This is a genomic window from Gammaproteobacteria bacterium (assembly GCA_030949385.1).
Classification (GTDB): domain Bacteria; phylum Pseudomonadota; class Gammaproteobacteria; order JAUZRS01; family JAUZRS01; genus JAUZRS01.
Genome location: JAUZSP010000010.1, coordinates 57,692 through 71,500, shown reverse-complemented (window position 1 = coordinate 71,500; position 13,809 = coordinate 57,692). Strand labels below are relative to the sequence as shown.

At 51.1% G+C, this 13,809-nt stretch carries 18 protein-coding genes and 1 pseudogene; 13 read left to right on the top strand and 6 right to left on the bottom strand.

Translation table 11 applies throughout. The annotated features are described in order from the left end of the window. Positions 1 to 30: 30 nt before the first annotated feature. From prmC to Q9O24_13675, 4 genes and pseudogenes are all read left to right on the top strand, one after another. A pseudogene (prmC, locus tag Q9O24_13690) lies at positions 31 to 873 on the top strand (peptide chain release factor N(5)-glutamine methyltransferase). Between the two features lie 16 nt (positions 874 to 889). Beyond that, positions 890 to 1,285, top strand: coding sequence for a hypothetical protein (locus tag Q9O24_13685; protein ID MDQ7076162.1), 396 nt, complete (start codon positions 890 to 892; stop codon positions 1,283 to 1,285). 2 nt (positions 1,286 to 1,287) lie between these two features. Next, positions 1,288 to 2,031, top strand: a complete 744-nt coding sequence (gene moeB / locus Q9O24_13680) for a molybdopterin-synthase adenylyltransferase MoeB (protein ID MDQ7076161.1) — start codon at positions 1,288 to 1,290, stop codon at positions 2,029 to 2,031. Positions 2,032 to 2,146: 115 nt separating this feature from the next. After that, positions 2,147 to 2,458, top strand: coding sequence for an alanine-zipper protein (locus Q9O24_13675; protein ID MDQ7076160.1), 312 nt, complete (start codon positions 2,147 to 2,149; stop codon positions 2,456 to 2,458). Positions 2,459 to 2,491: 33 nt separating this feature from the next. Here Q9O24_13675 and Q9O24_13670 read toward each other — a convergent pair whose 3' ends face one another. Continuing rightward, positions 2,492 to 3,436, bottom strand: a complete 945-nt coding sequence (locus Q9O24_13670) for a L,D-transpeptidase family protein (protein MDQ7076159.1) — start codon at positions 3,434 to 3,436, stop codon at positions 2,492 to 2,494. Positions 3,437 to 3,556: 120 nt separating this feature from the next. On the opposite strand from Q9O24_13670, the gene Q9O24_13665 reads away from it, so the two are divergent. The 5 genes from Q9O24_13665 (at position 3,557) to Q9O24_13645 (ending at position 7,417) form a co-directional block, all read left to right on the top strand. Next, entirely contained in the window at positions 3,557 to 4,009 is a 453-nt protein-coding gene (locus Q9O24_13665; GenBank protein ID MDQ7076158.1) for a hypothetical protein, read from the top strand. An 89-nt stretch (positions 4,010 to 4,098) separates the two neighbouring features. Continuing rightward, entirely contained in the window at positions 4,099 to 4,419 is a 321-nt protein-coding gene (locus tag Q9O24_13660; GenBank protein ID MDQ7076157.1) for a hypothetical protein, read from the top strand. Positions 4,420 to 4,464: 45 nt separating this feature from the next. Further along, positions 4,465 to 5,646 (top strand): hypothetical protein, encoded by a 1,182-nt coding sequence (locus Q9O24_13655; GenBank protein ID MDQ7076156.1) that lies wholly within the window; start codon positions 4,465 to 4,467, stop codon positions 5,644 to 5,646. A gap of 11 nt (positions 5,647 to 5,657) precedes the next feature. After that, complete coding sequence (locus Q9O24_13650; protein MDQ7076155.1) at positions 5,658 to 6,563, top strand: zinc ABC transporter substrate-binding protein; 906 nt, start codon at positions 5,658 to 5,660, stop codon at positions 6,561 to 6,563. Then, complete coding sequence (locus Q9O24_13645; protein ID MDQ7076154.1) at positions 6,560 to 7,417, top strand: metal ABC transporter permease; 858 nt, start codon at positions 6,560 to 6,562, stop codon at positions 7,415 to 7,417. The genes Q9O24_13650 and Q9O24_13645 overlap by 4 nt, the downstream gene beginning before the upstream one ends. Here the strand turns inward: Q9O24_13645 and Q9O24_13640 are convergent. Further along, entirely contained in the window at positions 7,338 to 8,894 is a 1,557-nt protein-coding gene (locus tag Q9O24_13640; protein ID MDQ7076153.1) for a SulP family inorganic anion transporter, read from the bottom strand. The two genes, Q9O24_13645 and Q9O24_13640, sit on opposite strands and share 80 nt — an antisense overlap. Before the next feature lie 98 nt (positions 8,895 to 8,992). On the opposite strand from Q9O24_13640, the gene Q9O24_13635 reads away from it, so the two are divergent. Together Q9O24_13635 and Q9O24_13630 are read left to right on the top strand one after the other, a co-directional pair. After that, complete coding sequence (locus Q9O24_13635; GenBank protein MDQ7076152.1) at positions 8,993 to 9,454, top strand: YaiI/YqxD family protein; 462 nt, start codon at positions 8,993 to 8,995, stop codon at positions 9,452 to 9,454. Then, on the top strand, positions 9,451 to 9,993 hold the full coding sequence (locus tag Q9O24_13630) for a rhomboid family intramembrane serine protease (protein MDQ7076151.1): 543 nt from the start codon (positions 9,451 to 9,453) through the stop codon (positions 9,991 to 9,993). The genes Q9O24_13635 and Q9O24_13630 overlap by 4 nt, the downstream gene beginning before the upstream one ends. Before the next feature lie 35 nt (positions 9,994 to 10,028). Here Q9O24_13630 and ilvD read toward each other — a convergent pair whose 3' ends face one another. Beyond that, positions 10,029 to 11,876, bottom strand: a complete 1,848-nt coding sequence (gene ilvD, locus Q9O24_13625; protein MDQ7076150.1) for a dihydroxy-acid dehydratase — start codon at positions 11,874 to 11,876, stop codon at positions 10,029 to 10,031. Positions 11,877 to 11,977: 101 nt separating this feature from the next. Here ilvD and Q9O24_13620 point away from each other — a divergent pair, with 101 nt between their 5' ends. Continuing rightward, positions 11,978 to 12,409, top strand: coding sequence for a thioredoxin domain-containing protein (locus Q9O24_13620; GenBank protein MDQ7076149.1), 432 nt, complete (start codon positions 11,978 to 11,980; stop codon positions 12,407 to 12,409). On the opposite strand, the gene Q9O24_13615 is transcribed toward Q9O24_13620, so the two are convergent. Continuing rightward, positions 12,384 to 12,515 carry a hypothetical protein gene (locus tag Q9O24_13615; GenBank protein MDQ7076148.1) on the bottom strand — a complete coding sequence of 44 codons (132 nt, stop codon included), beginning with the start codon at positions 12,513 to 12,515 and terminating at the stop codon, positions 12,384 to 12,386. The two genes, Q9O24_13620 and Q9O24_13615, sit on opposite strands and share 26 nt — an antisense overlap. Further along, a complete protein-coding gene (locus Q9O24_13610) occupies positions 12,496 to 13,035 on the bottom strand; it encodes a hypothetical protein (protein ID MDQ7076147.1) in 540 nt (179 codons plus the stop codon). The genes Q9O24_13615 and Q9O24_13610 overlap by 20 nt, the downstream gene beginning before the upstream one ends. A gap of 121 nt (positions 13,036 to 13,156) precedes the next feature. Between Q9O24_13610 and Q9O24_13605 the strand changes: the two genes are divergently transcribed. After that, on the top strand, positions 13,157 to 13,483 hold the full coding sequence (locus tag Q9O24_13605; protein MDQ7076146.1) for a hypothetical protein: 327 nt from the start codon (positions 13,157 to 13,159) through the stop codon (positions 13,481 to 13,483). Here the strand turns inward: Q9O24_13605 and Q9O24_13600 are convergent. Beyond that, positions 13,463 to 13,801: a DUF2956 domain-containing protein gene (locus Q9O24_13600; GenBank protein ID MDQ7076145.1), complete on the bottom strand. Its 339-nt coding sequence runs from the start codon at positions 13,799 to 13,801 to the stop codon at positions 13,463 to 13,465. The genes Q9O24_13605 and Q9O24_13600 overlap by 21 nt on opposite strands. Positions 13,802 to 13,809: the final 8 nt, after the last annotated feature.

The window sequence follows — 13,809 nt, the reverse complement described above, 5'->3', positions numbered from 1 at the left end:
AAACACCGTGTTTTCGATAAAAAAAAACAGCTTAAAAAGGCAACGCTGCTGTTAAAAAACAGCAGCGACAGCCCACGTTTGGATGCTGACGTCTTATTGAGCTTTGTGCTGCAAAAACCACGCAGCCACCTCTTTACCTGGCCCGACAGACCCCTCTCTGATGCAGAACAAGACACCTTTAACACCCTGCTGCAACAGCGACTAAAAGGCCAGCCCATTGCCCACCTTACTGGAGAGCGCGAATTTTGGTCGCTGCCCATCAAAATCACTGCCGACACCCTGATTCCTCGCCCCGACAGTGAACTTCTGGTTGAAATTGCTCTGGAAAATTTGCCCACACAAGCACACGTTTTGGAACTGGGCACTGGCAGTGGCGCGCTCTCTCTGGCACTGGCCAGCGAACGCCCTGATTTGCACATCATCGCCACCGACCTTTCTCAGGCGGCCTTAACCGTGGCAATGGAAAATGCCAAAAAACTGTCCTGCAACAACATCGCCTTCCTGCGCAGCGACTGGTTCAGCCATATTCCGCAGCAACAATTTGAATTAATTCTCTCCAACCCACCTTACATTGATCCTGACGACCCTCACCTGCAACAAGGTGATCTGCGTTTTGAACCCAAAAAAGCACTGGTCAGTGCAGACCACGGATTCGCGGATCTAAACACCATCATCCAACACACCGCCGCCTTTTTAAGCAAAAATGGACGGCTGCTGTTGGAACACGGCCATCAACAAGGGAAAGAGGTGCGTAACTTGCTGAGAAAGAATCACTTTCAAGATTTGCAAACGCGATCTGATCTAGGGGCAAATGAACGTGTTACTCTAGCCTTTAAACGTTGCCACTCAGATGAGAGCACCCTGCCAAGTTAGGCCTTGGAGACCTGTTATGCCACTGATAAAACACCGTGAAATCGGCTTTTGCCAACTGCACCCCGACCACCAGCAAGCCCAAAACGCGGCACTGCTGCTCTCCGATCTCGACGGTGTCTTAGACGTCACCCCGCTTGAAGACGGTCTCCACCTGCAGATCAGTTACAGCCTTCGTGAAACCTCGCTGTTGCAGATCGAAACCCTTCTGGAAAAGCAAGGCTACCATCTAGACAACACACTGCTGGCCAATTTGCGCCGCTCACTCTATCACTACAGCGAAGAGACCGAGATCCACAATCGCTATCTCGACGAAGAAAAAAACAGCACCCAAAACGTCTTTATTCGCCGTTATCACCAGAGTGAACACGGCTGCCGAGACAACCGACCAGGATACTGGCGACGTTATCTCTAACCATGAACGACAATCAACTGCTGCGTTACAGCCGTCATATTATGCTGCCCCAAGTAGGCATTGAAGGCCAGCAACGACTTCTCGACAGCCACGTTCTCCTATTTGGGCTAGGTGGTCTGGGCGCACCTATTGCCCTCTATTTGGCTGCCGCGGGGGTTGGTAAACTCACCTTGGTGGATTTTGACCATGTGGAACTGAGCAATCTGCAACGCCAAATCATTCACAGCACAGAAGACATTGGCAAAGACAAAGTACAATCCGCCAAAGAGAGCTGCCAACAACTCAATCCACTGATCCAAATTCAGACCGTCTCAATCTGCCCCAACGAAAAACAACTTCTGGAGTTCATCGCCCGCAGCGATCTGGTCATTGATGCCACAGACAATTTCAGCAGCCGTTTTGCCATTAACCAAGCGTGTGTAACCCAAAAAACACCGCTGATTTCAGGGGCTGCCATTCGTATGGAGGGACAAGTCTCTGTATTTCGCAACGATCTGGATAACAGCCCCTGTTATCGCTGCCTCTATTCTGACACAGAAGAAGAAGCTCAAACCTGTAGTGACAACGGCGTGTTAGCACCGTTGGTTGGCATTATTGGCAGCATTCAGGCACTGGAAGCGATAAAAGTCTTAATGAACATCGGCACCGAACTCAACGCGCGCTTACTGATTCTCGATGCCTTAAACATGGAGTGGCGCACCATGAAGCTGCGCAAAGACCCCAACTGCTCTGTCTGTGGCGGATAGAAAAGCATTGCCTGCTAAGATCAGCTCTGGCAAGATTGCCCTGATCCAAAAAATTACGTTTTAACGCTTTTTTTGGACTAAACAAAAATATCCTAGTATTACGGAGAAAAACGTTATGAAAGCTGTCACTCGTTCTATGTCCATCGCCGCCGCTGTTGTCCTCACCCTGGGCTTAAGCGCTTGCGGTTCCGATGGCGATAGCCTCTCTGGCCTGCAAGATGAAATGGCGACCGTTTCTAAAACCGCTAACGACGCTGCCAGCAACGCTGAAGTTGCTCGCCGTGAAGCAGACGAAGCCAAACGCCTTGCAAAAGACGCTTGGACCAACTCTGAAGACGCCAAAACCATGGCCAGCGAAGCACAAGCCACCGCTAACGATGCCAACGCGCGCGTTAACAGTGCCTTCAAAGGTTCGATGATGAAGTAAGTCATCTTGCCGCCAAGGACGGCGGATTTTTTATCACAGCGGCTGTTTAAGAATTGGCACTGGGATACCCCGCCGTTCTGTTACTGCTCGTTTTACCGCTCGACCACTCACCAAACCCAGATCTTCGTATCCCAACCTCGCTTGATTAATCGCCTCCATAGCCGCATGCCGCAAGGTCTGTTCAATATGCTCATCCTCATCCAAAGGTGGATGTACTTCCAGATACAACATGCCCATAAACCAACCCGCCTTAACCGGTTGATTAATGATATTGACCCTGGTATTCACACTCACCAAATCAAACAACTCAGCAATGTCTTCTGGGTAAAAACGCAAACAGCCGTGGCTAACCCGCATCCCAACCCCATAAGGTTTATTGGTGCCGTGCATCAGATAACCGCTCATACTCAAACGCAGTGAGTGCTGACCAAGAGGGTTATCCGGCCCTGCTGGCACCACATCGGGCAGTGGCTCACCCTTCTCCAACGCCTCTTTTTTAATCGAGGCTGGTGGGTACCACGCGGGATCTTTAACCTTTTTCACAATGCGGGTAAAGCCCATTGGGGTTTTCCAATCCATGCGGCCAATGCTGACTGGATAAGTAATCAATTTGGCGGTCTCGTCACTGGCGCTGGATTTGGGGTAATAATAGACCCGCATCTCCGGCAAATTCAGCACCAAACCCCGACGCGGAGCCGCAGGCAAAATATAACGGGTTGGCAACAACACCTCCGTACCCGCCTTTGGCAACCAATGATCCACATTAGGATTGGCATGATCAATTTCGTTGTGGCCCAGATCAAAACGGCGCGCAATATCCGACAGTGACTCATTTTGTTGCGCCACCACCTCGCGCAAACTGCCCACCAAGTCCGTCCCCAAGGGGGGCAAAATCAACTGTTCAGCCCGAGCCGACAGACTCATTAACAGCGCACCAAGAGCAACTAAAGTATAAATAGACAACCGAGAAAAGATCATGAATTACCGCCTTATCCAACATATTTTAGCCCTTCAAAGCAACTTTATACCCTGTTTGCTGTGAAAGGCCGTTATTTTATCGTATCCTGAAGCGATTCTTGCCTCAATTTGTAATGATAAATGCAAACAACAGCCAGCCGCTATAAACTCTTATTTCTCCTGCCTCTGATGGTTAGCATCAGCGCCTGTGGCACCTTGGCCAGCAAAGAAATCAAAATAACTGAACCCGCTCCTCAGCCGACTAAACGCTTCGACTCTCCACTGGAGCAAAAGGTCGATGACGTGATGCACTGCCTGCAACAAAAATGCGAACAACAGCTCAGCACACGTTTTGTCCTCAGTGCTATGAGTTACGACAATTATTACCAGTGGGCGAGAACGGACATCGACTACCTGTTTGAAAATGCCAAAGCCCAATGCGATAAAAAATACCAAGAACTTCAGTGGGAAGCACTGAAAAAACGTATGAAACACACACAACTGGAGAGCACCTACAACAAGGAAGGCTTGCAGATGTGCATTCAGAGCATTGCCAGCAGTTGGCGTAAACAGCATGACGACCCAGCAGAATAAATAAATAACCAGCCCATTGCCTTCGATTAATCAGTATACTCCCCCGCTGCGAGTTTAATGTAAGTCTGACTAGCGACCAACGACAACGTATGACTTTGGAACGGAAAAAAGCAATTTCGGCTCTCTGCATCTGGCAGAGTCCATACCTACGCCTCTCTCTTTTATCCGTTGTGCTGCTGGTTTCACAGTTTACGCTGCTCGACCATTCCGTTAAACACGCTTTCCATACCCCCAGCGAAACCTGCGCCCTCTTTATCCAAGCAGAACAGCCAAATAGTGGCACCTTTAATCTGTGCAGCCCTGCTCCACAGCACCTTGCTGCTATACAAGCCCCAGCGAAGATCATCACGTTATGGTCTTCCCCTCTACACCCCACTTTTCTGGCACGCGCTCCACCTGTTTTTCTGTAAACCTCTCTAAAAAACCCCTCTATTTTTTATTACAGGAGAACAATTGTGAGTAAATCACTGTTGCTCGCAGTACTGTGTGCTGCAACGTTAACCCCCGTTATTGTCGATGCTTCAACAAACACAAACAGCTTCAACCCTGCGATCAGCTTGATCTTAAATGGCCAATACGCTCACTACAGCACAAACCCAGAGAGCGAACGACTGGCCCCTTTTTTATTGAATTCCGACGCTGGGTTACGCAGCCAAGGCATTACTTTAGGTGAGTCAGAAATGACGCTCAGCGCCAACATTGATTCACATTTTTTTGCCCAAACCACACTGGCGTTCGAAGGTGATCCCAACGCATCCGGTGCCTCAGTGGAAGAAGCCTTTGTGCAGAGCCTCGATTTAAGCGATGGCGTGACTTTAAAAATGGGACGCTTTTTTTCTGCTTTAGGCTATCTAAATGAACAACACGCTCATAGGTGGGACTTTAGCGATGCACCGCTGATTTATCAGGCACTGTTTGGCAATCAATTGCAGGTCGATGGCCTACAACTGAGTGCGCTACTGCCTACCGACCGGTTTATGCAACTGGGCGTTGAGGCACTCAGTGGCACACATTTCCCCTCTGCTGGCGTTCACCAAGGAGCGGGAGCCTGGACGTTGTTTTACACCGTAGGCGATGACTGGGATATTTCACAAAGTTGGCAAATCGGGCTTAATTATTGGCGTAGCCAAGAGGTAACGGATCGCCTCGCCTCTGGTTTACTCTCCGAGTTATCGTTTAGCGGAACAAGTGAAATCAGCAGTGTTGATTTTGTCTATAAATGGGCACCCAACGGCAACCCGATCAATCAAAACGTTAAACTGCAATTTGAATATTTTGAGCGGCGTGAATCGGGACAATTGACCTCCGATCTGAGCAGCTCAAGCTATCACGGCACACAACGAGGCGGCTATATTGAAGGCATTTATCAATTTATGCCGCAGTGGAGTATTGGGCTGCGTTACGATCATTTAAGCCAAAATAACCAAGGTTCTGATGACCTCTTTTTAAAGCGTGAAGGCATCATTGACGACATCAATACACCTCACAGTTACAGCCTCGTATCCTCTTGGCAAGCAAGTGAATTCAGTCGCATTCGCTTGCAATACAGCCGCGATGATTCGCGCAGTGAGCCTGACAACCGGCTCTTTTTGGATTACAGCGTCAGCTTAGGCAGTCACAGCGCACACGCATACTAAGGATCAAAGAAATGAATATTCGACAACATATTATTTTATTCAGTGCCGTGATAAGCCTATTTTCCTATTCCCATACGGTGTTGGCCAAGGTAAACCTGTTTGCCTGTGAACCGGAATGGGCCGCACTGGCGAAAGAGCTGGGGGGCGAGCAACTGCACATTGTCACAGCAACAACTGCGAAACAAGACCCACATCACATCCAAGCCAGACCCAGCCTGATCGCCAAAATACGACGTGCCGACCTGCTCGTCTGTACCGGTGCTGAATTGGAAATAGGTTGGCTCCCCCTGCTGCTGCGTAAATCGTCCAATGCCCGTATTCAGCTAGGAAAAGCAGGCTACTTTATGGCAACGGAGCAGGTTGAGCTGCTGGGTAAACCAGTCGCTCTGGATCGACGTATGGGCGATGTTCATGCCGCAGGCAACCCTCATATTCAGTTTGACCCGCACCGTATTGCTCAGGTTGCCCAAGCACTGGCAGAACGTCTGAGTGCCATTGACCCGAGCCATCAAAATCAATATAAAAAAAACTTACAGCACTTTTTACAACACTGGACATCCTCCATAAAACAGTGGGAACGTAAAACAAAACCACTGCGAGGCACATCCATTGTGGTTCAGCATCAAAGCTGGATCTATCTGGAACAGTGGCTGGGATTAACTCAACTGGCCACCTTAGAACCCAGACCAGGCATTCCTCCCAGCAGCGTCCACCTCTCTCAGGTACTGGCTGCGATGAAAAAAAAACCAGCAGACTTTATCATTTATGCTGATTATCAAGGGAATAAAGCCACACACTGGCTAGCCGAAAAAACCAACACACCAACAGTGGCAATCCCTTTTAGCGTTGCCGATGGTGAGACCTTAAGCCAATGGTATGAGCGTGTTATCAACCTTTTATTGGCTGCTAAATCATGAGCTTAGAGGGAATGGATTTTAGTATTCTAGGCCCCGCTTTTTTTGCCGGTCTACTGGTATTGATGACCCATGTGCCAATGGGTCAAGAGGTCTTAAAACGAGGCATTATTTTTATTGACCTTGCCATCGCACAAATTGCCGGACTGGGATTAATTGCGGCCACTCGGTTTGATTGGCAGCTGCACGGTTGGGAGGTACAGCTGTTGGCCGTAAGCAGCGCCTTATTAGGAGCGGCCTTGTTAAGCTGGATGGAACGGCGCTGGAAAAAAAACCAAGAAGCGCTGATCGGGGTGGTTTTTATTCTGGCAGCAACGGCCAGCATTTTACTTTTGGCAGACAACCCACACGGCAGCGAATCTCTCAAAGAGCTGTTGATAGGGCAAATTTTATGGATTGATTGGCCACAGCTCTGGCCTCTGGCGCTGGTAACGGCCATTACGCTGATCATTTGGTATCGCTGTCAAACATGGATCTCTCGCTCTGGTTTCTATTTTCTGTTTGCTGTGGCGGTCACCAGCTCAGTGCAATTGGTGGGAGTCTATCTGGTCTTTTCCAGTTTGATTATTCCTGCTTTGGGCAGTCTGGTTTATCCACCGAAAAAAGCGCTGTTTATCGGTTATCTGATCGGTGCATTGGGCTATGGGTTGGGTCTACTGCTCTCTGCTCTTCTGAATCTACCCAGCGGAGCGGTGATTGTCTGGATGATCGCTGTGGTAGCACTCGCCATACGTTTTATTGCACCACCAAAACTCACGCGCATACCATCAAAACGCTCTAAGCAATACGGTCATCCGCCACATGATAAAGCGGATCTTCGATCACATTCACCTCCACCAAATCCCCCGCCCGCTTAAGCAGATCACGGCACTCAGGGCTAAGATGTTTTAAATGCAAAGTTTTACCCGCTCGAATATAACGCTCTGCCAAGGCATCAATCGCCTCTAGACCGGAGTGATCCGCCACCCGTGAATCATAAAAATCCACCACCACATCATCGGGGTCATTTTTCGGGTCAAACAGCTCATTAAAAGCGTGTACTGAACCGAAAAACAGCGGCCCATTCAACTCATAGACCTTGCTGCCTTCGGAGTTAATAAAACTCTTGGCGCTCATCTGTTTGGCGTGTTGCCATGCGAACACTAAGGCCGAAACGATCACCCCTACCACCACCGCAACAGCCAAATCAGTCCAGACCGTCACTGCCGCCACCATCACACTGACCAGCAGATCCGCCGCCGGAACGCGACCAAAGAGGCGAAAACTGGTCCACTCAAAGGTGCCAATAACGACAATGAACATCACCCCAACCAGAGCCGCCACGGGAATCATCTCAATCAGCCCCGAAGCAAAAAGGATAAAGGCCAGCAGAAACAACGCTGCCGAAATGCCCGACAGACGACCCAAACCACCGGATTTAATGTTGATCATTGACTGACCGATCATGGCACAGCCGCCCATGCCACCAAAAAAGCCCGTTACCGTGTTGGCTACGCCTTGGCCGACACACTCTTTATTGCCACGACCACGGGTGTCGGTTAGCTCATCAATCAGGGTTAAGGTCAGCAGCGATTCGATCAAGCCGATGGCAGCCAAAATAATCGCGTAAGGGAAGATGATCTGCAACGTCTCCCAAGTAAACGGCACACTGGGAATATGAAAGGCAGGGAAACCACCGGCAATGGAGGCCAAAGGATCGCCGCTCATGTCGCGCAACACATCCTGCACCGAGCGGGCATCCAGATCCAGAGCCAAGACCAAGGCCGTCACCACCACAATGGCGGCCAAAGAAGAAGGGATGATTTTGGTCAAACGCGGCAAAAAGTGAATGATTGCCATCGTCAGCGCCACCAATCCCAACATAATCCAGAGGCTGGAACCGGTCATCCAATTCAATACACCGTTCTCATCGGCCACCTGAAACTGCTGCAACTGCGCCAAAAAGATCACAATCGCCAGCCCATTCACAAACCCGAGCATCACCGGATAAGGCACCAAGCGAATAAATTTACCCAGCCGCAGCACTCCAGCCAAGACCTGAATCACCCCCATCAACACCACGGTAGCAAACAGATACTCCACTCCGTGCTGCGCCACCAACGCCACCATCACCACCGCCAAAGCACCGGTAGCACCGGAAATCATCCCAGGACGGCCACCGATCACAGCGGTAATCAGTCCAACCATAAAGGCCGCATACAACCCTACCAGCGGTTCAACTCCAGCCACAAAAGCAAAGGCCACCGCCTCCGGCACCAGCGCCAACGCCACGGTCAAACCCGACAGCAGATCGTTACGCACACACCCCTTTCCCGGACACGTCAGTTGAAACATAACTCTTCCTTACACAAAATCGACAAAAGGCGGCGATTGTAACAGAGTGGCCTTAAGATTTGAGTTATCATCCCGCGCACGTTTAATGGAGAAACGCCATGCAGATCTGGGTTGATGCCGATGCCTGTCCCAATGTAATCAAAGAGATCTTGTTTCGTGCCGCCGAGCGCAAGCAAGTGGCGACGATTTTGGTTGCCAACCAATACATCCGCACCCCACCTTCGCGGTTGATTCGCAGCATTCAGGTTTCAGCAGGCATCGACGTCGCGGACAATCGCATCGTGCAAGAGATGCAAGCGGGCGATCTGGTCATCACCGCCGACATTCCACTGGCCGCCGAAGTGATCGAAAATAACGGCACGGCGCTCAACCCGCGCGGCCAGCTCTACACCATCGAGAACATTCGCCAACGGCTCAATATGCGTGATTTTATGGAAGAGATGCGCGGTGCCGGTCTGGTCAGCGGTGGGCCACCCACCCTCAACCACACGGATCGTCAAACCTTTGCCAATGCTTTGGATCGGTTTTTAGCCAAACACGTCCCGAAAAAACCCTCATGAACAACGCCAAACCCCTGCTGTACTTTATCGCTCTGCTCTGGCTTATCGAAATCATCAATACCCTGCTCGGTCATCGCCTCAACACTTGGGGCATTTTGCCGCGCCAGTTAGCAGGTCTGCCCGGAATTTTGCTCTGGCCGCTGCTGCACGGCGGCTTTTTTCATCTGATCTCCAATACGGTGCCGCTGCTGATCTTGGGCTATTTGGTTTCCCTACGCGGGACAAAAAATTTCGTTCACCTCACTCTCTTTATTACTCTAACCAGCGGCCTCGGTGTCTGGCTCTTTGCCCGTACCGCGTGGCACGTCGGAGCCAGTGGTTTGATCTTCGGCTTTTTTGGCTACCTGCTCGCCCGAGGCTGGTTTGAACGCAGCCTAAAATCCGCTGCCATCGCCTTGTTGGTGGCCGTTGTGTATGGCAGTTTGATTTTTGGCGTGCTGCCCCGAGGCGGCCAGGTCTCTTGGGAGGGGCATCTGTTTGGTTTGTTGGCTGGCGTTTTGGCGGCTCGTTATTTATCCAACACACTAAAACGGGGCTAATAGCCCCGTCTCTTATTCAACCACAATCCGCCAAATTACAACTGATCCACATCCCGCACCGCACCCCGAGCCGCCGAAGTGGTCATGGCCGCATAGGCTTTCAACGCCGCCGTCACTTTGCGTGGACGCGGCCCCGCTTGCCAACCCTCAGTCCCTTTGGCATCCATTACGGCTCGACGCTCGATCAGTACCTCATCACTGACCGCCACATTAATAGAACGATTGGGGATGTCGATCTCAATGGTATCGCCCTCTTCGATCAAGGCAATCGCACCGCCTTCCGCCGCTTCCGGTGAAACATGACCGATAGACAGCCCCGAAGTCCCACCCGAAAAACGCCCGTCGGTGAGCAGCGCACAAGCTTTACCCAGATCTTTCGACTTCAAATAGGTGGTGGGGTAAAGCATCTCCTGCATTCCAGGCCCACCGCGAGGGCCTTCGTAACGAATCACCACCACGTCACCGGCAACGATTTTATCGCCCAAAATCGCTTCCACCGCCGTATCTTGGCTGGCAAAAATACGCGCAGGCCCCGAGAAAACCAAAATTGAATCGTCCACTCCAGCGGTTTTCACCACACAGCCGTCCAGCGCAATGTTGCCGCTCAAGACCGCCAAACCGCCATCCTGACTGTAGGCGTTGGCCAAACTGCGCACACACCCGTTTTCACGGTCGTCATCCAACGTCGCGTAACGTTTGTTCTGACTGAACGCCACCTGCGTCGGCACACCGCCTGGGGCGGCGCGATAAAAATCCAACACCGCCGGATCTTTGCTCACGGTGATGTCCCACTGCTCAATCATCTCCGCCACACTGTAACCGTGAATCGTATTGATCTCCGTGTGCAGCAGACCGGCGCGCGCCAGTTCACCCAAAATGGCCATCACACCACCGGCACGATGCACGTCTTCCATGTGGTATTTAGGCGTACTGGGAGCCACCTTGCAAAACTGCGGTACCTTGCGCGAGAGGCGATCAATGTCGCTCATATCAAAATCCACCTCGCCCTCTTCCGCGGCTGCCAACAGATGCAAAATGGTGTTGGTGGAGCCGCCCATGGCGATGTCCAGACACATGGCGTTTTCAAACGCCGCCTTGCAAGCAACCTTACGCGGCAAGACCGATTCATCGTCTTCTTCGTAATAGCGTCTTGCCAAACCGACAATGCGACGACCGGCGCGCTTAAACAGCTCTTCCCGATCCGCGTGGGTGGCCAGCAACGAGCCGTTACCCGGCAACGACAACCCCAACGCTTCCGTGAGGCAGTTCATCGAGTTGGCGGTGAACATGCCCGAACAAGAACCGCAGGTGGGGCAAGCAGAACGTTCCAAGGTAGCCACGTCCTCATCGCTCACATTGGGGCTGGCACCGGCAATCATGGCATCCACCAGATCCAATGAAATGGTCTGCTCATGGATCACCGCTTTGCCCGCTTCCATCGGCCCACCGGAGACAAAAATCGCCGGAATGTTCAGCCGCATGGCGGCATTCAACATGCCTGGGGTGATTTTATCGCAGTTGGAGATGCAGACCAGCGCATCAGCACAGTGCGCGTTGGCCATGTACTCCACCGAATCGGCAATGATTTCCCGCGAGGGCAGCGAGTACAACATGCCGTCATGCCCCATGGCGATGCCGTCATCCACGGCGATGGTATTGAACTCTTTCGCCACCCCACCCGCCGCTTCAATCTCACGACAGACCAACTGACCGAGGTCTTTCAGATGAACGTGACCGGGGACAAATTGGGTAAAGGAGTTGCACACCGCAATGATCGGTTTGTTTTTAAAATCATCGTCTTTCATGCCGGTGGCGCGCCAAAGCGCACGAGCACCGGCCATATTGCGGCCTTGGGTGGAAGTATGAGAGCGGTAGCGTGGCATGGTCTTTCCTTGCATCGGTAAACGAAAATAGGTCGCCTATTATAGAACAACAGCCACAGAAGCTGTAAGTTTGATTTAGCCCAAAAACGGACACCCCCTCAATGGGAGATCGTAATGCAGGGCTGTTTTTGCCAAAATCCAACGCAATATTACCCAACCAGCAGAGCAACCCCATGTCCGACAGCACAATCGTTAGCCCCATCTTTAGCGTCGATTATGAAAATTTCCAACACGAGGTGATCGACGCTTCACATCAGCGCCCCATTTTGGTGGATCTGTGGGCTGATTGGTGCGGGCCCTGCTTGGTCATTGCGCCCATCCTAAAACAACTGATCGAAGCGTACGACGGTGAGCTGCTACTGGCCAAAGTGGAGCTTGATGAGGGCAAAAACATGAAGCTGGCGGGGCAATATCAGGTGCGCGGTTTTCCGACCCTGATTTTATTCCAGAACGGCGCGGAACAGGGGCGGTTTCATGGCGCGAAACCGCGCCACTTTATCGAGGCGTTTATTCAGCAGCACGCTCAATTTTAAGCAACTCGGCCAACTGCGCATCATCAATGTGTCGCCACGGCAATACGATCACCCAAGGTACGAGTTTCTGATACTGGCGATAAACCTCACCGTGATACACCACCAATTTTTTCTCCTCCATGCGTGAGCCGATAATAAAATAAAGGCGTCATCATCGAAGCTGAAATCAGCCAACCCAGATGCATATCGTGGCTCCAGATCAGCAACAGAGCAAAAAAATACCACGGGTGACGCACCCAACGGTGCAAGGGCGAGAGCTGAAAATGCTCCTGATCCTCTACCGATTCAACCCGATTTTTTAGCTGCCGAAAACCCAAAAACTCACTGCCATCATAGTATTTCATCGACCAAATAAAGCCCACCACCGCCACCAGCACCATGCCGTTGGCCACCCATTGCCCCACGCCTTGCCACTGCCACAACCACTCGCCCTGCCATGCAAAGGTCAAGGCCATCGGCGGAATCAATAGCAGCACCGCCAGAAAATTAAAGCTCAAACGATAGAGTGGCATTTTTGTCGGCCAGTTGCTCGCCACCCAATTTTTCACCGACAGCGAAGCCAAAAGGGAGTGAATCACAAAATAGGCCAACCAGCTCAACAACAACCACAAAACATCAAATGACATAAAAACTCCAATCAGAAAAAATCGATAAACGCCGATAATTTTTTTGAGAACAAGGCAATACAGGGAAACTTCTTCAAGCCGTTAAGGTAACTACCCAAGCCACTCTAGCAGGAGAGTCATCGTGCAAGGCAACTCAACCACTCATAACCGTTTACTGCTCGCCATCGACAATCAAATCAAAAAACTCAACCGAGAAATCATCAGCCCCCAGATACCCCAACTTGTCTTGAATGAACTCAAACCGATTATGTCACTGGTGGCCAAAGCACGAGCGGCCTATCTTAAAGAGCTGTTTGTGATCACAGAACAGGTCAACGGTGAAGTCACCTCACCGCAACAAATTGAGAAGCTACGCGATCTGCGCACCGTTTTTGAAGAACTGGTACAGGCCACACAAGCCTTAGAAACAGCGATTGAACGAGGCTATTTAGAGGTCTCGCAGAAATAGCGTGAACAGCAAAAAACCGACCCAACTGAGCAGCAACAAAAACCACGGCACCGCACTGCGCTGAAAAAAAGGTGCTTTTTCAGGCCGAGACTCCATTACATCCTGCCCCTGTTTTAAGGCCTTTTTGCGCAGTTTGTCGCGCTCACGCGCCACTGATTTTTGCTGTTTTTTATACAACTCAATGCCTTTTTGCACCCCCAGTGCAATCAGTCGCGTCTGCTCCTTGTTTTGCCCAGGTCGCTGCGTCTGCTTGGCGATTTTCAGCGCCTCTTGCTGAGTCTCTTCCGAGACGCTCTGTTTTTTTGAGTAACGTGACATCTTATTGA